At 34.0% G+C, this 17,652-nt stretch carries 16 protein-coding genes and 1 pseudogene; 10 read left to right on the plus strand and 7 right to left on the minus strand.

Going from position 1 to position 17,652, the window contains the following annotated elements; all coding sequences use genetic code 11:
* Positions 1-96: 96 nt before the first annotated feature.
* Complete coding sequence (gene prmC, locus WBM_RS01670; RefSeq protein ID WP_041571551.1) at positions 97-936, minus strand: peptide chain release factor N(5)-glutamine methyltransferase; 840 nt, start codon at positions 934-936, stop codon at positions 97-99.
* A gap of 1,304 nt (positions 937-2,240) precedes the next feature.
* Between prmC and WBM_RS01675 the strand changes: the two genes are divergently transcribed.
* The 5 genes from WBM_RS01675 to WBM_RS05720 all read left to right on the plus strand — a co-directional run bounded on the left by WBM_RS01675 (position 2,241) and on the right by WBM_RS05720 (position 5,325).
* Positions 2,241-4,229: a heme lyase CcmF/NrfE family subunit gene (locus tag WBM_RS01675; RefSeq protein WP_011256485.1), complete on the plus strand. Its 1,989-nt coding sequence runs from the start codon at positions 2,241-2,243 to the stop codon at positions 4,227-4,229.
* Between the two features lie 183 nt (positions 4,230-4,412).
* Positions 4,413-4,535 (plus strand): ankyrin repeat domain-containing protein, encoded by a 123-nt coding sequence (locus WBM_RS06925; protein ID WP_225416158.1) that lies wholly within the window; start codon positions 4,413-4,415, stop codon positions 4,533-4,535.
* Complete coding sequence (locus tag WBM_RS01680) at positions 4,525-4,815, plus strand: ankyrin repeat domain-containing protein (RefSeq protein WP_225416159.1); 291 nt, start codon at positions 4,525-4,527, stop codon at positions 4,813-4,815. The genes WBM_RS06925 and WBM_RS01680 overlap by 11 nt, the downstream gene beginning before the upstream one ends.
* 72 nt (positions 4,816-4,887) lie before the next feature.
* Entirely contained in the window at positions 4,888-5,034 is a 147-nt protein-coding gene (locus WBM_RS05715) for an ankyrin repeat domain-containing protein (RefSeq protein WP_136132037.1), read from the plus strand.
* A 120-nt stretch (positions 5,035-5,154) separates the two neighbouring features.
* Entirely contained in the window at positions 5,155-5,325 is a 171-nt protein-coding gene (locus WBM_RS05720; RefSeq protein ID WP_158676326.1) for a hypothetical protein, read from the plus strand.
* 52 nt (positions 5,326-5,377) lie between these two features.
* On the opposite strand, the gene recO is transcribed toward WBM_RS05720, so the two are convergent.
* Positions 5,378-6,100 (minus strand): DNA repair protein RecO, encoded by a 723-nt coding sequence (recO, locus tag WBM_RS01685; RefSeq protein WP_011256487.1) that lies wholly within the window; start codon positions 6,098-6,100, stop codon positions 5,378-5,380.
* Positions 6,101-6,128: 28 nt separating this feature from the next.
* Positions 6,129-6,659: a gamma carbonic anhydrase family protein gene (locus WBM_RS01690; protein WP_011256488.1), complete on the minus strand. Its 531-nt coding sequence runs from the start codon at positions 6,657-6,659 to the stop codon at positions 6,129-6,131.
* A 125-nt stretch (positions 6,660-6,784) separates the two neighbouring features.
* Between WBM_RS01690 and WBM_RS01695 the strand changes: the two genes are divergently transcribed.
* The 3 genes and pseudogenes from WBM_RS01695 to WBM_RS01700 all read left to right on the plus strand — a co-directional run bounded on the left by WBM_RS01695 (position 6,785) and on the right by WBM_RS01700 (position 9,584).
* Complete coding sequence (locus WBM_RS01695; protein ID WP_041571552.1) at positions 6,785-7,891, plus strand: D-alanyl-D-alanine carboxypeptidase family protein; 1,107 nt, start codon at positions 6,785-6,787, stop codon at positions 7,889-7,891.
* A gap of 318 nt (positions 7,892-8,209) precedes the next feature.
* Positions 8,210-8,326: pseudogene (locus WBM_RS06220) on the plus strand (type II toxin-antitoxin system RelE family toxin); the annotation flags it as partial.
* A 229-nt stretch (positions 8,327-8,555) separates the two neighbouring features.
* Positions 8,556-9,584, plus strand: a complete 1,029-nt coding sequence (locus WBM_RS01700; protein WP_011256490.1) for a hypothetical protein — start codon at positions 8,556-8,558, stop codon at positions 9,582-9,584.
* A 6-nt stretch (positions 9,585-9,590) separates the two neighbouring features.
* On the opposite strand, the gene dcd is transcribed toward WBM_RS01700, so the two are convergent.
* The 4 genes from dcd to mgtE form a co-directional block, all read right to left on the minus strand.
* On the minus strand, positions 9,591-10,148 hold the full coding sequence (dcd, locus tag WBM_RS01705) for a dCTP deaminase (RefSeq protein WP_011256491.1): 558 nt from the start codon (positions 10,146-10,148) through the stop codon (positions 9,591-9,593).
* A 249-nt stretch (positions 10,149-10,397) separates the two neighbouring features.
* On the minus strand, positions 10,398-10,739 hold the full coding sequence (locus WBM_RS05355; RefSeq protein WP_083750412.1) for a hypothetical protein: 342 nt from the start codon (positions 10,737-10,739) through the stop codon (positions 10,398-10,400).
* A 1,030-nt stretch (positions 10,740-11,769) separates the two neighbouring features.
* On the minus strand, positions 11,770-12,786 hold the full coding sequence (locus WBM_RS01715; RefSeq protein WP_011256492.1) for a substrate-binding domain-containing protein: 1,017 nt from the start codon (positions 12,784-12,786) through the stop codon (positions 11,770-11,772).
* A gap of 174 nt (positions 12,787-12,960) precedes the next feature.
* Positions 12,961-14,331 carry a magnesium transporter gene (gene mgtE / locus WBM_RS01720; protein ID WP_011256493.1) on the minus strand — a complete coding sequence of 457 codons (1,371 nt, stop codon included), beginning with the start codon at positions 14,329-14,331 and terminating at the stop codon, positions 12,961-12,963.
* Between the two features lie 154 nt (positions 14,332-14,485).
* Here mgtE and prfB point away from each other — a divergent pair.
* A protein-coding gene (prfB, locus tag WBM_RS01725) for a peptide chain release factor 2 (RefSeq protein ID WP_179943610.1) occupies positions 14,486-15,590 on the plus strand; the annotation gives its coding sequence in 2 pieces (ribosomal slippage) (positions 14,486-14,560 and positions 14,562-15,590; 1,104 coding nt in all).
* A 523-nt stretch (positions 15,591-16,113) separates the two neighbouring features.
* On the plus strand, positions 16,114-17,436 hold the full coding sequence (locus WBM_RS01730) for an ankyrin repeat domain-containing protein (RefSeq protein WP_011256495.1): 1,323 nt from the start codon (positions 16,114-16,116) through the stop codon (positions 17,434-17,436).
* The last annotated feature ends 216 nt before the right edge of the window (positions 17,437-17,652 follow it).

Here is a 17,652-nt window from a genome sequence, read left to right on the forward strand (position 1 = left end):
AGAAAAAAGGAAATATGAATGCCAGTGTCAAACACTGGCACAGCAAAGTAAGGGATGACAGTACAGGGTGACAGAGATAATACAAGAAAACATTAGCTATGTTCTTTTTATAACAATGCACCTTTTCATTCCTGCTAAATCATACATGTATTCCTGAAAAGCTAGCTCATAAGAGGGAACTATTTTGTCAATATCATTTTGATCTTCACCTATTTCCAGTATTGCAAACCCATTTTTCTTAAGGCACCTTTTCAATATTGGAAAAATACTCAAGTAACAGCTTAAGCCGTCAATTCCACCATCAAGAGCAATTTTTGGCTCTTTTTGCACTTCAGCTTGCAGGTCTTTTAATTTGTCTCTTCTAATATATGGAGGATTGCTGATTATAAGATCGAATAAGCCTTTGCACTCTGTCCAAGAACTTGGGAACATTTTAGCTCTGCCAAGCAGATTATGTTTTTCCATGTTCTGACAGGCAACTTTATATGCTTTTAAGCTTTTTTCAAAACCGACACCAACAGCATGTTCATATTCACTAAGTACGGATATCAATAAACAACCTGTGCCTGTACCAAAATCTGCAATTTCCATTTCCTGCTTCTTGTTTGGATAATATTTTAACGCTGCTGAGACTAGTATTTCACTATCTGCTCTTGGGTCCAAAACGTGCCGATTGACTATAAAATTCTTACTCCAGAATTCACGGTTGCCTATTATTTGCGATATTGGGTACCTTTCTGCTCTTTTTTTCGTCAATTTCCAAAATAGCTGTTCTTTTTTTATCGATACTTGATCAGCGTAGTTCATAATTATGAACGATCTTTCTACGTCAAGAACATGCTGCATAATAATTTCGCAGTCCAAATACGGTGATTCAACTTTATGAGATGATAATAGCTTTGATCCCTCTTGAATTAGAGTACCGATTGTTTTCATTATTTCAAAATTTTGCCTTTTAATCGTATGGTTGTAGTTTGAGTCTACTGAAGAAAAGCATTGCTTTTCTCTCTTGTCACCACCAGTATAGCGCATACAATGTGATGATACCCTATGAGAAATATAAAACCTAGGTTAGAGTAACTGCATCAGATCTCAGTGTCAAACAGGTTACAATCTAGTCACTTCAGTTTTACCATTAATGTGCGAAGTTTCTTCCAGCTCTGTTAAAGGATTTTCCATTTTTCCCAGCTAAGTGTCTAATTTGTTCTGTATGTTCGACAAGCAAATCAAAGCCAAGTCACAATTTTATCAAATTGTTTTGCTTCAGCACATTATACGGCTAATTCCTCGAATTCTTCTATACCACATGAGCTTCTTATTTCTTGCTGCATGCTTTTGAATATCTCTCTTATTTAGGTTAAATTGTAACAAATCTTCTCCTGATATCCAGCAATTCTCTTTTGATATATATCAATCATTTTTTGGCATGAGTTACCCCTAAGTGAATGCTCCTTTTTCTCCTGTATACAAAAACTTTGAAAATCTTTGCAGTTAAGTATTGCCTCTCTATTTTTTTATGTCATTAATTATGCTGACTATTGACCCACCTGTTTCCCTTAGGTTTTTTTCCGTTCTCTTCCTTCAAGTGCATACTTGGGTTTACTTTTTGCCTGGGATGCTATTTATATAATGCTTCTATCTCTACGTCTCTATTATAAACATTTCTTCACTCATCATTTGATAGTATTGCTATAGCATCTTCTCTTTTACCATGCGATTTAGGTACTTTTTTTGAACGAACTAACATGACTTAGTAAAAAGTCCTTTATGAGCTCTTCTTTTTTTACTTTAGATAATTTCTCTAGGGCAAACTGGTATTTTAAAAATTCCAAATGCTAGATACTTTTTTGCTTTAGTTATAAACTCTTAAGAAATTTACCAAGCGGGAAAAAAGGCAAGAAAAACTCATTAGCTAGTTATTCACTATCTATTTTATAATGTTGGAATTTTTAAGTTTAAGTCCCCAGTAGGTGCAATTTACAGCATTAGCTAACAATGTAGACAACAATGTAAAAGACATAAGGCACACATAGTGCAAAAAGTTAAACATGAGATGCTAAATACATTAAGTTTTTTTGTCATTTTATCTGCATAGACTGAAGATAAATAAGTATCTTCAATACTATGGTAAGGAGGCTGACGAAGTTTGCCAAGTAAATTTCTTATACTTTGTTCCTATATTAAAACTTTAACTTCTAACTTATTATTAGTAATATTATTTATACAAATAACTATGATTTATGCCTGAGCTTGGGAATATATTACTACTGTTGTCCTGCTTATTGTCCTTAACATATCTATTTCTACCGTTCAATTCTTACCGATTCATTACCACTGCCATATTCTTCTGTATATCAGTATCAATGGCTATTTTGATCTACTGCCACATTATAAACGATTTCTCACTCGAAAACGTATATTACCACTCTCATACGACAAAACCTTTGATCTATAAAATCTGTGGCGTTTGGGGAAATAAAGAAGGGTCTATGTTGCTTTGGACCTTAGTGCTTACTTTTTACCTATTTCTAATGGATATTTTTATTGGTGATAACAGTGAATTAAAGAAAGTATCCTTGATCACTCAAGGCTTAATCTGCTTTTGTTTTTCGCTGTTTACTTTACTTAAGTCCGATCCTTTTACTAAAATGCCAAGCATAGAAACAGATGGCCTTGGTTTTCATCCGATATTGCAGGACATAGGCCTTGCCATTCATCCACCAATATTATATTTGGGGTACCTTGGATTTAGCGTTCCCTTTTCGCTCTCTATAGCTGGGTTAATTATAAACATCGAAGGAGACATTTGGGCTAAAATTGTCAGGCCATGGGTACTTGTTTCTTGGTCGCTACTTACCTTGGGTATTAGCCTTGGCAGTTGGTGGGCATACCGCGAACTTGGGTGGGGTGGATTTTGGTTTTGGGATCCAGTAGAAAACGTTTCTTTAATGCCATGGTTAATTGCAGTAGCACTGACGCATCTGTTACTCGTGGTACGAAATTTCAATATTTTAAGGAACTTTGCCATTTTGCTTACGCTCACAACTTTCATATTGAGTGTAACTGGAACATTTTTAGTCCGCTCTGGAATACTTTCTTCAGTTCACACGTTTGCAGATGATCCAGGATATGGGCTGTATATACTGGCTTTACTTGGTGTAATTACAGCCAGTAGCTTAGCAATATTTGTGGCATTTACGAAAAAGAGTGGATCTCTTATTACATTACCATCTATCATCCAATTAGCTGATATTGGGATCCAGGGAAAAAGTATGCAGTCACATGCTGGCATGACACCAAAGAATACACCAAAGCAAAACTTTCCTATTTTGTCCCGCTTTACAATGATACTGATGAACAATTTATTATTAATTACTGCCTTTTTCATCGTGTTTATTGGCACTTTATACCCTACAATGCTTAAATATTTAACCGGTGAACTCATTTCAGTTGGAGCACCGTACTACAATTCCTTATTTAATCCTATTGCACTGGCTACTCTAGTGCTTACCATGGTAGGACAATACTGCCGTTGGCAGGGGAATAGCTTGTTACCAATATTCCATGAATATAGACTCTCATTCTGTAGTGCTGCAGCCATCTTACCGTTTATCTTTCATATGGAGCTAATGATTGTGCTATCAATTACAATCTCCATGGCACTATTAGCCTTTGTTTTAGAAGCATATAGCAAAAGAATTCGTTTATTTAAAGTGGCATTTAGTGAATCAATTTCATTAGTAAGAGGAGTTTCCAAGTCTTACTATGCTATGATGTTAGCTCATGCTGGGGTAGCAATTCTAGTACTTGGTATAGCCTATTCAGTCGGTTGGCAAGAAAAAAAAGAAAATTACCTAAAAATAGGAGATAGCATAACAGTCAACAAATTCAAAGTTACTTTACGAAATACTGAATTTATAAAAAAGAAGAATTTCCATGCAGTGAGAGGCACAATGGATATTAGAAATTTGTTGAACAACAAGATACTAGGTGAAGTAACCCCTGAATATAGATTTTATCTTGTGGAGGGTCAGAAAAATATTGAAAGCAGTATTTACCACAATTTATTTTCTGATATTTATATTGTAATTGGCGAGATTGATAAAAATAAAAACAAGATCGCCACTAAAGTACACTACAAACCTGGAATGCCTATAATCTGGTTTGGATCCTGCCTTATCGCTTTTGGTTCGCTCCTTGTTGCTTTGCCCTTATTGAGAAGATTTTGATGGGGCTCCTTTATACTACCACAAAAAGCACTTGACAAACCTCGTTAGCCCCCTTATCCTGATACTGAAGGTATTAAGTTACCTCCAATCTGTGCAGATTAAAATAATAAAGTATTATATAGTTAGCATCTTATGTTTAATTTTTTGCCATGTAAATGCTGTTGATTTTCTGGGATTACCATAATTACGGACCGAGGAGTAAGTGTTGATAGTGCTAGTACAGATGGTCATACACCGCTACACTACGCTTACCATTATAGCGAGTTGGAGGTTGTAAAATTTCTTGTAACAAAATATTTATGCTGAATGCAATGGGTTTAAGGCTTTAAATCTTGCTGCTATGCATGTTCACAAGAATGTTGTAGAGTTTTTCCTCAACCAAGAACTGAATATTAGTGACCCTGATAAAGATGGTTGGACATCATTGCATTACGCTGTTCAAAGAGGATGCTTAGAAGTTGTGAAATTTCTTGCCAGAAAGGGAAAAAGCATTAACGTTGAAAATGCTTATGGAAGTAAGCCAGTGCATAGGGCCGCTTCCGGTGGGCACAAAAACGTTGTAGAATTTTTCTTAATCAAGGAATAAGCATTAATGATACTGGAGAAATAGGTAATACACTATTACGTTTTGCTGCTCAAGAAGATTATCCAGAAAGTTATGAAGTTTCTTCTAGGTAGAGGTGCTAATGCTAGTATAAAAAACGATTGTGGTGAAAAGCCAATTGATACTGCCAGGAGGAAAGGTCATTCAAATGTTATGGAATTGCTTACTTGGAACTGTGTCCATACTATCAACATACTCTAAGAAAAAGGGCAAGAAAAGTTTTTACGTAGAATTTTTAATGCAGATGTAAAATAAAGTCTTTATTTACCTTCTCTTGAAGCAAGGAATATTAAAATTAACGTAAGTGTACTGCAATTACTCGTGGCTACCCCCAGGCTTTTATCACAGAGTGACAAGCCATTTTTAAGCAACTTAGAGGCTTCAGCTAAGATTTATGGAGCGTATAAGCACGGGGTAAGCAAGTATCTAAAAGAGAAGAAAGAGAAGTTTTTTCCTTTAGCAAGTTACTCAATAACTTTGAAAGACAGCTAGATCCTGCTACGAATAATCTACCTTCAAGCTTAATTCTGATGAAGATATAAGGTTAAAGTGATAGTATAAGGTTTCTTGATTCTGGAAATCTCATATTTAGCTGCGAAAATAGATACTTATTTAAAAAATATCCTGTAACTTTTAATCCTAATTGAAATTCTTGATATGAGTAGCTGTTTTGTAGGTTATTATTATACACGTCATGCAGCATTTGTGGAAAAGGTAATAGTTTATCCGCATAATAATCTCCTACTTTCTTTGACACCGCTCTGCCAGTTTTTGGAGAAATAAATTGTAAATTTTCCTTAACACCCGTTACAGCGCATTTAGATAGATCTAACTTAAACCCCAACTGTGCAAGAAGCAAAAGCTCTAAGTTAAGGTAATGGCCTTGCCAAGGTTCACTACCATGCTTAATTACATCAATGAAATACTGAAAGTTATCATATAGCACGGCACAAGGCTCGCTCTCTGGAAGTACTTTTTCCAAGATAGAAGAAAAAGAAACAATAGTGATGCTTTTTAAGCTATCCTGAAAGAAGTGGTGAAATGGAGATTCTATCAATTCACACTTAAAAAATCCTAGATTTTCAGGTAGCTTAGCACTCCATTCTGCATGTAATAGATTACTCACCTGAAATTTATAACTGCTATCGTTTGTCAACCGAGTTAGTCCTCTGCACTTTCCATGGTTTTTCATGAACAGAGAAAGAATTAAGCTTTTATCACCGTACTTTTTAGCAGCTATAATAATGCCTTCATCTTTCCATCTCATTTTAACTTGACGCATATGTTTTTAATCTTTAATTCTTATATTTCTTCATTAACATAATATAATTTTGTGCTGATTGTGTAATATATTTAACTTCTTCATCTGAAATCTTTTTAAAGAATTTTGCTGGCCTGCCAGCCCACATTTCTCCACTTTTTATCACTTTTCTATGTGTTACTAGTGAACCAGCAGCTACCATAGCTTCAGATTCTACAATTGCATGATCCATTACAATAGAACCCATACCAATAAGTGCTTTGTCATGCACCGTGCATGCGTGTAACATACAAAAATGTCCCACTGTTACCATATCGCCAATAATTGTATCGCCACCAGGATTTCTATCTACATGAATTACTGTGCCATCTTGAATGTTCGTTCCATCACCTATTTTGATTGACCCAATATCTCCCCTGATCACACAATTAAACCAAATGCTCGCCTCTCTTCCTATTTCAACCTTGCCTACAATATGCGAATCTCCTGCAATGAAAGCACTCTCGTCTATTTTTGGCTCACAGTTCTTATATTTTAAAATGTTTGAGCTTACAATTCTATACATTAATATCTGCAGCAGCTATACAAAATCTATTATACCGTACATATAAAAGTTTTACCTTAATTTCATTGAAATGCGCATACAAAATTATATATTAATTAGTGTATTACACATTTGAAATTATGAGTATATTAGACAAATTGGTAATCCTGCTGTTAGTTTCTACGCTTCCTTTTTCTTCATATTCATACCAATTTAGAACTAAAGCAAAGCAAGCAGTAGTTTTAGATTTAGCCTCAGACTTGTTCATTTTTGAGCATAATTCCGACGAAAAGATGTCTCCATCTTCAATGAGCAAGCTAATGACTTTATATGTAGCCTTCGATTATTTAAAAGCTGGAATAATAGACATGAAGGATAAATTTCGAGTAAGTAGAAAAGCGTGGGAAAGAAAAGGCTCTTCTATGTTTTTAAAGGAAGGTCAATCTGTTTCGGTGAAAGAATTGCTTGAAGGAGTTACAACGGTCTCGGGTAACGATGCCTGCATAACGTTAGCTGAGGGCATTGCCGGGTCAGAAGAGAATTTCGTGGTTGAAATGAACGAAGTTGCACAAAATTTGAACCTAAGCGACAGTTACTTTGTCAATTCAAGCGGGTGGCCAGATAAAGATCATTTCATGAGTGCAAAAGATTTGGTAGTACTAGCAAAAAGGATTTTTACTGATTTCCCTGAATATTATGATTTATTTTCTAAACAATATCTAACATATAACGATATCATACAAAAAAATAAAAATCTTTTACTTTTTCATGATATTGGAGTTGATGGCTTAAAGACCGGTTATACAAACGCTGGTGGTTACGGCATTGTAATTTCTGCAAAACGAAACGATAGGAGAATTTTCGCTGTTGTAAATGGCTTAAACACTGAAAAAGAGCGAATAGAAGAAGCAAAAAGACTGATACAATATTCCTTCAATCATTTTAATACTAAGAAGATATTTGCTAAGGATAGTGTAGTTGAGGAAATAAATGTTCTATACGGAAAGGAGAGAAAAGTATCTGCCACAGTTGCAAATGATGTCACCATAACTTATAACCGCAATCTACGTGATAAAATTAAGGTGCGTGTTGAATATAAAGATATGATACCTGCACCTATTAAAAAAGGGCAAGAAGTAGGTAAAATTTTTATAGAAATACCAGGTATAGAGCAGCAAACTATACCACTTTATGCAGTGAATGATGTACAGGAATTAAATTACGTAGAAAAGTTTTTTAGAATATTGTTTTAAGTCTAAATAGCATCTGCGTTGAAAATACCAATTTTAATATTATTAAGAGAATTCAGAGATAAGATTAATTGAAAGAATTTAAAATTTTCAACTAATGGATAAAATATCACATTTAAAGTGCTAAGCGAAGAATATTTTTTACTACTACCCTAAAATGGCTAGCAAGCACTTGAGGAGATAGAAAATATTGGATTGTCTAAAATTATTGAGGAATGTGATGGTGAGGAGGAAATAGAGATTAATGAAAAAGCCTGGAGAAAAGCCCTACTGAGTTAAATGTACTAAGCGTGCCCTCAAAAAAGATATTCCAGCTTTACCCCAGCAAACGTAAGGAAAGTAGTAGTTAAAAATTATCGCATCGTCTACCGCGTAAACACTGCAGAACATAAAGCAACTGTTGTTTCAGTAGGACATAGGCAAGGCATTTATAAATAACCAATATTGAAGTTACAAGAACACTAAAGGGTTACATATTTTTTATACACTCACTCTTTCTGATCCATTCTATAACTTAAATGGCTTTGCTCAGCTCAAAAAATCGAAACTTTTTTGTCCCTCTAATGATTAGAGACTTTAGAAACGGGAAAGTGCAAAGTAAAAATTTGGCTTGACAAGACGAAAGAAGATCAATATATAAAATATATTGATTATTAACTTAACTAGTATGCCAGCAAGAGTAAACGCAATAGCCAATACACAAGAACCATCAAAAGTAAAAAAAGTTTTGCTAGCTCCTGTAAGGTGGCTAGCTGTTGGTCTAATCATAGCATCTGTTATAGTATTTGTTATTTCTCTTCTAGTACTTTTTGTGATTGTTACAATATTGCGTAAACTATATTGCCTTGCAGGAGGCAAATTGCCAGAATGGCTAGAGCAAAGAGCTGCAGCATTTGAAGAAATAATACACGTCCCACAAACAACACATAATACCGACATAAACGATGCAATAAATATTAATATTAAAAAGCTAAAGGAAAACTATGGTGAACCTGATATTGAAGACGGGTTTACAAAAGAAATAGAAAATTTTATTAATAAACTAAAGTGTATAACAAATGACACAGAAAAAGCTGCAGATAAATATCAACTTAAAGAAGATGAGAAAAAACATGCACTTGAATGCTTGGAACGTATACAAAATAATCCTGATATACATAGTGGAAGTGGGTTAACATTAAAGCAAGTTTTAAATTTGGTTTGGAAAGCTTGTAATGACAAAGGTAAAAAAAGTGCTGGTTCTAACATAGATATTGATACACGAATGCTCCAGAGAAAATACCAACTAGTTCAGCATCTAATAGAATCGCAAACGGAATACGGGGTGTATGGTGATCATGGTTCAAGTGCATGCTTCACTGGGACTTTCAATAGCATCGTCTCTTCCTTATATATCTTTGAAGAGTTTTCCTTCTTGCAAAGAGTAAATAAGGACAATATAAAACAGGAATTTGAAGATGAGTTGCAAACAAAGGGCGAAGAATTATTTAATCAACTTTCCAATAAAGAGAAAGAAGAAGTTGCAAAAGCTTTAAGTAGTGCTCCTTCTACAAGGTTCTTTTCAGACTATGTAGAGTCGTTTAAAAATCACCCTGCACGTGCAGTTTTAGGCGATAAAGAATGTAATGAATTAGTAAGAGCACATCTTTATAATCTTCAGTACAATGAAGTAATATCAAACTTTTCTAAACAATAAAAGTCATTATTTCACCAACGGTAAGGTAATACCATGTTGGTTCATATACTTTCCTTTTATATCGTCGTATGATTTTTCACACTCACTTTCACCACTTAAAAACACAAATTGGCATGCTCCTTCATTGGCATAAATTTTTGCAGGAAGCGGAGTAGTGTTCGAGAATTCAAGTGTAACATGACCTTTCCATCCAGGTTCCAAGGGAGTAACGTTTACTATAATCCCGCACCTCGCATAAGTTGATTTACCAACACAAATAGCCAATACATCCCTTGGTATGTGAAAATATTCTACTGTACTTGCAAGTGCGAAGCTATTCGGTGGAATTATGCACACATCTGTTTCCTTATCTATAAAACTGTTCTTAGAAAAATCCTTAGGATCAACCACAGCTGAATTAACATTAGTAAAAATCTTAAATTTATTATCTACTCTTGCATCATACCCGTAAGATGATAGTCCAAAAGACATGACACCCTTACTGCTTTTATGATCCACAAAGGGCTCTATCATTCCAAAGCTTTCAGCTTTTTCCCTTATCCATTTATCAGGCATCACTGCCATAACTGCTCCCTAAAGTTGTATAATACTTACAATAATATAAAATAAAATTTAAATGTAAACTATAGACCTAACAGCTTTTTACGGCTCAACTGTATGACGATTTTCGAATCGTCAGGTACCATTCCAGCATTCCCTCCTGTCACAATCTCAGTGCCCATTTTTTACCATCCTTGTATCCTTTCTTTGTCATCTAAGTAGCCTCTTTTTTGTCATCCCAGTGTGCAGACACTGGAATCCAAGAAAGTTTGCTTATTTATATAAGCAAACTGATTTGTTGAGCATAGAAAGTAGCTTTTTTTGTAGCTTTGCTTCAAGCAGCATTAAAAACGACAGAGATAGTTTCACTTCTCCGCTAAAAAAAGAATAATTACCTGAATATCCTATTAAGTTACTGAATTCTGGGCCAGAGTTTGTGAGTGTTGTATAGGCTGAGCTAATGCTGGTTATAAAGTCTGTATTACTTAAGTAAGACATCACTACTGATAAAATAGTGAATATTAATATATAAATTGTAAAAAATGTAAAGAAAGAGTGAACCTCATCACTTTCTAGGGTTTTATCATCAAATTTTACTATATCGCTTATAGTCAATGGTTTAATAAAAGGCGAAACTGGTTTTCTATAGACCTTAGAAAAACGATCAAACGGAAGATTTTTATGCTACTGGGGCAGAGAGGCTGCATCTACCAACAAAAGTTAGAAAAAAACTAAGACTAAAATAAAGCCCTAACCTATATAATTACAAGTTGTATAGCCAGTTGATGTAATAAAGAGGTGATGGTAAATGTGCTGCATCTAAATGATAATGATACTTCTAAATCAACATTTTTATATAACCAAGAGCAAGTGAACAAAGATGAAACAATAGCTATTCAATAAAATAGGAAACCTGTTCGTCATGACAAATGTCTAACCGCCTTATGATCTTTAAATAGCTTAGAAAGGGATAGATAATCCAAGATTATAAAAATAATTGTTATGACTTCTAGTAAGGGATCGTTATAGTACCCTATGGAATAGTTATAATTAGCAAATCTACCAGTTAACATAGCAGACATAGTAAAATTAAGCCAATAATATATTGCCGTATAGCATGAATCACTTACACTTTGCGTGTGTTCAGTAACCTTCTCTTTATAGCATTTTTAAGTATTCAGAATAGAGTAGATTGTTTAGGCTCAGAACTTTAAATATAGGAAAAAACGCAATTCCTATAGTAATTAGGACGAAATTGCCTATCAACATCATTAAATACAGTTGCTCCTGTAGTTGTAATACCAGATATCGTTTCAAACAATGAACCGGCATAGCTGCTCAGATTATCAAGATAAAATAGAGTAGCTCCAAACAGAGAGAAAGCAGTCTAGGTACGAGTTGGTAATCGCAAAACTACCAGCATTTCATACAATCTACTTAAATCACCTAATAAAATAAAAATTTTGTGCCAGATGGCAAGTAGTTATAAACCTAGCCAGAAGTTTTTCCATTAGTAACCCAGATACTTATAGTAATAGCAGGAATAACCATTGTTAAGCTAAGTAGTAATAGGAGTATCTTAACAATAAATGCAATTGAACACAAAGTTTTACAAGTGCTGATTGATTTTCTAGAACAAAAGGTATTACACTATATCATGAACTTTTGCTAAAACTCTCTTTATATCTTCATTCGAAAGTGGAATCAGACCGAGCCTAGATAGGTACCCACCTTCAGTACTGATTGAATCTATAACTTCTCTAATGAATTCTCTTAGTCCATCAACTGTATTTAAGTGTTCTTTCTTTATGTAAAGATATAGAGGCCTTGCTAATATATATTTTCCTGATGATATATTTTCATAAGTTGGCTCAATTCCTGCAATCGTGCTCCCTTGTATCTTATCTTGGTTCCTCATTAAAAAGCTGAAACTAAATATTCCTAAGGCATTCTTGTTACTTTTCAATTTTTGTATTACTATGTTCTCATTGATTCCAACTTCTATATACCTTCCATCATCTCTTATATTACTGCATGCTTTCTTTCTTTCTTCTGGATCCTTATAACTTTCTTTAAAAATTCTTGAATTCATGCATGAGTATTGATCAGTCATAACAAAATTAACCAAAGTTTCGTATGTGCCTGTATTCTGATGTGGACCATAAATTTCAATTCCCGTTTTTGGTAAGGTTTGATTTACATCAGACCAAAACTTCTTGTTATTTTTTACTAGCTTACCATTATCTTGAGAATATGCAGATAAAGTTTCAAATAAATCCTTTTTTGTAAAATCAAATTTATGGCTTTGATTCGAATTTGCAACGACAATTCCATCATAGCCAATAATGACCTCTACCACTTCATTAACTTTGTTCCTTTTACATAGCTCTATTTCTGCCTCTTTTACAGGACGAGATGAAGTGGCAATATCTGGTGTATTTTCTCCTATTCCTGAACAAAACATTTTAAATCCCGGCCCGCTTCCTATTGATTCTACAACTGGAGTCTTAAAGGAGAATATACGATTAAAGTCCTCAGCTATAAATGAGATAAAAGGAAAAACGGTTGAAGACCCAACAATTCTGACATATTTCCTCGCATCAGCATTTGACAGAGGGATAAGTACTGTAAATACAAAAATTAAGAGAAAGCTTCTAAACATCATTTTCAATCAAGAACATAAACCTATAGTTATTATAATAAAAAGATCAAACTGAAAAGCCTTAATTTTCTCTTAACGGTTGATAATTCATTGGAAAAAATACTGTAATCCTTTAAAGGGCTAGGTGTGAAAGAAACACAAAAGTTGAAGCAGGATTTTTATAGCGCAATCTTTTTAGCTATTTAATAAAAAGAGTGTAGCTAAACCGAGAAATATAAAAGCTGAAAGAATATCAGTTGTTGCTGATGTTAGAATTGAAGAAGAAACTGCAGGATCAGATTTTAAACGGTGAAGCATTATAGGAATGAAAGTTCCGATAAACGTTGCAATGATTGACATCATAACCATGGAAGCCACAAAAATTATCTCCACTTTGAAACTATGAAATCTTATTGCCAATACCATTAATGAAATAGTAGATAAAATTATCCCATTTATAAGACCTATGAAAAATTCTTTTATCAGTATTCTGTTTGCATTTTGTTCAGTCAAATATTTTGTTGCAATTGCCCTAATGGTTAGCGTTACTGTTTGGGATCCAGCGTTTCCACTCATTGATGTAATTATTGGCATAACTATTGGTAGCACTACAAAACTTTTTATTATATCATCGAAGAAGCCAACTACTACAGAACATATTGTTGCAGCTAAGAGATTAAATAATAACCAAGGTAGCCTTTGAATTATAGTTTTATGTATAGGAGCATTTATATCGGCTTTAGACGACACACCACTTATTTTGAGTACATCTTCTTCTGTTTCTTGTTGAACAACTTTTATTACATCTTCAATCAAGATCACACCAATGATTTTACCACGCTTATTTACTACTGGAGCTGACAATAGAGAATAATCTTTAAATACCCTTGCTACTTCCTCTTGATCTACTCCGGTTTTAATAATCTTTATGTCTTGACTCATTATCTCTTTTATTATTGTTTCTCCTGAGTGAGATATTACCTTGTTCAAATTAACACTACCTATAGGCTCTAATTTTGAGTCAATAATAAAGATCTGATGAAATTTTTCTGGTATTTTTTTATAACTGCGCAAAAATTCTGTTAATTGGTTTATCGTCCAATAATATGGAGCTATAACCATATCTTTATGTATCAATCTTCCTGCACTTTCTTCTGGGTACGATAATAATTCCTCTACTGATTTTTGAGTTTCGTTGGGCAGGTATTTAAGTATATTTTCTATGGATTTTCTGTCCAAATCTTTCACTATGGCTACTATATCTTCCACATCGAGGAGTGTCAGTAACTTTGCCGCATTTTCTATTCCCAATGTTTCTATGATCTCCACTTGTAAGTCTGGTACTACATGCACTAGAGCATTACTTAATGAATATTGATCGAGGACACTAACTAACTGCTCTCTGTGATCACTGATTGAGGTGGATAAAAAATAGGCTAGCTGAACGCTATCTATTGTTTTTATAATATTATGAATGTTTTCTAATTTCTGATTATTGAGTGACTCTACCAAGCTATCAATAGCCTTTTTATCTAAATCATAGTGAAATTTTGTCTCAACACTCATTATTTTACCTTATTTTCTAACAAACGTATATGCTTGATTCCTTTAAACATTAGAGTATAATAAGATTGTTTTAAATTAACTATTATATGGTTAAATTTCTATTTTGTGTACTGTTATTGCTGTTAATAATAAATATATTAAAATCTAAAGCATAATGAAAACCTATCTAGAGATTCTTGAGTATTTTCAGAACTTAGATAAAAGTATTTCTGTTATCAGGAGGTGTCTTTGACGTAGAAAAACTAAAATTGCGCCTCGAAAAGTTGGAGTCTCAGACTGCGGATGGTAACCTATGGCAAGACAACCAAAAGGCACAAGAAGTTTTAAAAGAATATTCTAAAATTAAGAATGATGTAGAGTCGTTTTCAAAGCTAGAAAGTGATTATAATGATGCTATCAGTTTAATGAAATCCGCTATTGATGAAAACGATGAAGAGTTTTTCTCTGAAGTTGAAAATGAATTAGTAAAACTGGAGAAATTAATCAAGCGTAAAGAAACAGATTTCTTATTTACTGATGAAGCGGATAATAATGATTGCTTCTTAGAAATACACTCAGGAGCTGGTGGAACAGAGAGCAATGATTGGGCTGAAATGTTAATGCGCATGTATATAAGGTGGGCAGAGATTTATCACAATTTTAAAGTTGAAGTTGTAGAAAAGTTAGAAGGAGACTCAATTGGTATAAAATCTGCAATAATAAAAATCATTGGAGAGAAGGCATATGGATGGGCAAAAAGCGAAAGTGGCATTCACAGACTTGTTAGAATATCACCATTTGACGCAAACAGTAAACGTCATACCAGTTTTGTAAGCATAGGAGTGACTCCAGTGATAGAGGATTCAATTGATATTGCTGTGGATGAGGGAACTCTAAAGATTGACACTTACCGCGCTTCAGGGGCAGGCGGCCAGCACGTGAACAAAACTGAAAGTGCGGTGCGTGTTACACACATTCCAACAGGTGTTATAGTTCAGTGCCAAAATAACCGTTCCCAGCATCAGAATAAAAATGAGGCATTGAAATTACTTAAAGGGCGTTTATACCAAATTAAACTGGAGAAAAAAGAGCAGAAAATGGCTGAAGAGTACGGCAAAAAATGCGGCATAGGTTGGGGCAATCAAATCAGGTCATACGTTATGCATCCGTATCAAATGGTAAAGGATTTAAGGACCGGATATGAGGTGGGTAACATAAATTCCATCTTCGATGGCAATATAGACTGTTTCATAGTTAATGTGCTCACTAATAAAAATTAGGAATTTCACCTAGATAATGACAAAGTATTATATAGTTAGCATCTTATGTTTAATTTTTTGCACTATATGTACCTTATGTCTTCACAATATTTCTAATTTTTTACCTATATAAGTTGAAACTCGCTTATAAAGCGTTTAGGACAGTATAATATACTAATTTGCAGGATTAGAGAGTAAATACTATCACCATAATATATCTTTTGCCTTTTTTTTGCCTAGTAAATTTCTAAAACATTTATGACTAAAGGTTAGTTGCAATAAAAAACAACTAAGTCGCGATTACTAAGTATTTAAAACATAAAAAAACGCTAGTGTTTTTAAATAGATATTAACTAGGGCTTCTTTTGCTTTTTTTATTTAGTTAAAAATTTAACTAATTTTATCATGATGCTTATCTCCCATTCATTCAAGTAGCGTAACAATTCACCAACGAAAGAGTTTCAAGCTTTCCTCTCAAAAAAATGAATTGACTTTTTTTGCCGTAATCTACGATAATTAAAACATTATTTAAAAAGGGGTGACAATGGAATATGAACAGTGGAAAGAAATATTAAGTGCAATCGATAAGGAAACAGATTTAAGTAAAGATAACGTAATTGCAAAAATAAAAGAGAAGTTAAAAGCACTAGATTCAAGTACATATGAAGAGTGGAAGGAAACTAATTTTGATGTAAATCACTTATTTGCAGTAAAATATGGATTATTGCATTTAGCTGTTCACAATAATCTAAAAAATGTGGTGAATGCTTTATTTGGGGTAGAAGGAATTGATGTTAATGCAGTGGACAAAGATAAACATACTTCTTTACATTTGGCTGTTGAGAAGGGTCATATTGGTATAGTGAATAGTCTGTTAGAAGTAAAAGCAGATGTCAATGTAGAAGATGAAAATGGAAAGACTCCTTTGTACACAGCTGTTCAATTTGGTTGTAAAGGGGAAATAGAAGTTCTAATCGGAAAAATGATGATAGGAGCTCTGATAAGAGCAGGGGCAAATGTTAATGCAGAAGATAAAGATAAATGCACTCCCTTACACTTTGCTGCTCGATGTGGCCGTAAAGAGATAGTACAAACTCTAATAGAAGCAGGAGCAAATGTTAATGCAGCAAATGAAGATAAACGCACTCCTTCACATATAGCTACTCAGTTCTGTCGTAAAGAGATAGTAAAAGTTCTAGTAGAAGCAGGAGCAGATGTTCGTGCAGCAGATAAATATGGAATAACTCCTTTACATTTTGCTGACGGTGCAGAGACAGTAAAAACTTTAATAGGAGCGGGAGCAAATGTTAATGTAGTAGATAAAGATAAACGCACTCCTTTACATTGGGTCAAGGGTGCAGAGACAGCAGAAACTCTAATAGAAGCAGGAGTAAATGTTAATACAATAGATAAAGGTAAGCGTAATCCTTTACATATGGCTGCTCGATGTAGCTGCGAAGGGGTAATTAAGACTTTAATAGGAAAAAGAGCAGATCTTTTGTCAAAGAATAATGATAGTAAAATCCCGAGCAATTTTAACAAAAGTCACTATATAATTCGGCGTGTGAAATCACTTTGGTCTGAAGAGAGGATGAAGCGACTTGACCAACAGAGTAAAGTGTCTTTTGTTGTTTTTGGTTTAACAATATTATTTGGTACTGCTACAGCAACAACGCTTTTTGTAACTGAAACAATCGCATTCGGGCCATATCCTATAATAGGAACAGTAGTTATAGTTGCAGCGGCAGCATGGGTAGTGTCTTGTGCTGCGGATAAAATATTAGAACCTAGTACTAAAATAGATGAAATGAAAGCAGTACAAGTAGATGAAAATATGCAGAAAGCACCTCTTAACTTGAGCACATAGTTATAAAGCCTCACTATTACTAAAAGCTTTCTCTAGAGTTATATTTTATCTTCTTTGTGTGCCGCTGTGTTGCTCTATGGACAATATGCCATCATTGCCAAAGAGCAAAATTTATGCAAGCTCACTTTCTCTCAAAGTTTCATTGCTTGCTCCTTGTTAGCTCCAGTCCATGCATTAAGACCACATTACAAGTCTATACCACCCTCTTTAACAAGA

The sequence above is a fragment of the Wolbachia endosymbiont strain TRS of Brugia malayi genome (assembly GCF_000008385.1).
GTDB lineage: Bacteria > Pseudomonadota > Alphaproteobacteria > Rickettsiales > Anaplasmataceae > Wolbachia.

Bases quoted from the DNA above. Each gene is read 5' to 3' on its own strand.
- prmC (WP_041571551.1), bottom strand. From the start codon at position 936: ATGAAAACAATCGGTACTCTAATTCAAGAGGGATCAAAGCTATTATCA.
- WBM_RS01675 (WP_011256485.1), top strand. From the start codon at position 2,241: ATGCCTGAGCTTGGGAATATATTACTACTGTTGTCCTGCTTATTGTCC.
- WBM_RS05715 (WP_136132037.1), top strand. From the start codon at position 4,888: ATGAAGTTTCTTCTAGGTAGAGGTGCTAATGCTAGTATAAAAAACGAT.
- recO (WP_011256487.1), bottom strand. From the start codon at position 6,100: ATGAGATGGAAAGATGAAGGCATTATTATAGCTGCTAAAAAGTACGGT.
- WBM_RS01690 (WP_011256488.1), bottom strand. From the start codon at position 6,659: ATGTATAGAATTGTAAGCTCAAACATTTTAAAATATAAGAACTGTGAG.
- WBM_RS01700 (WP_011256490.1), top strand. From the start codon at position 8,556: ATGCCAGCAAGAGTAAACGCAATAGCCAATACACAAGAACCATCAAAA.
- dcd (WP_011256491.1), bottom strand. From the start codon at position 10,148: ATGGCAGTGATGCCTGATAAATGGATAAGGGAAAAAGCTGAAAGCTTT.
- WBM_RS01715 (WP_011256492.1), bottom strand. From the start codon at position 12,786: ATGTTTAGAAGCTTTCTCTTAATTTTTGTATTTACAGTACTTATCCCT.
- mgtE (WP_011256493.1), bottom strand. From the start codon at position 14,331: ATGAGTGTTGAGACAAAATTTCACTATGATTTAGATAAAAAGGCTATT.
- WBM_RS01730 (WP_011256495.1), top strand. From the start codon at position 16,114: ATGGAATATGAACAGTGGAAAGAAATATTAAGTGCAATCGATAAGGAA.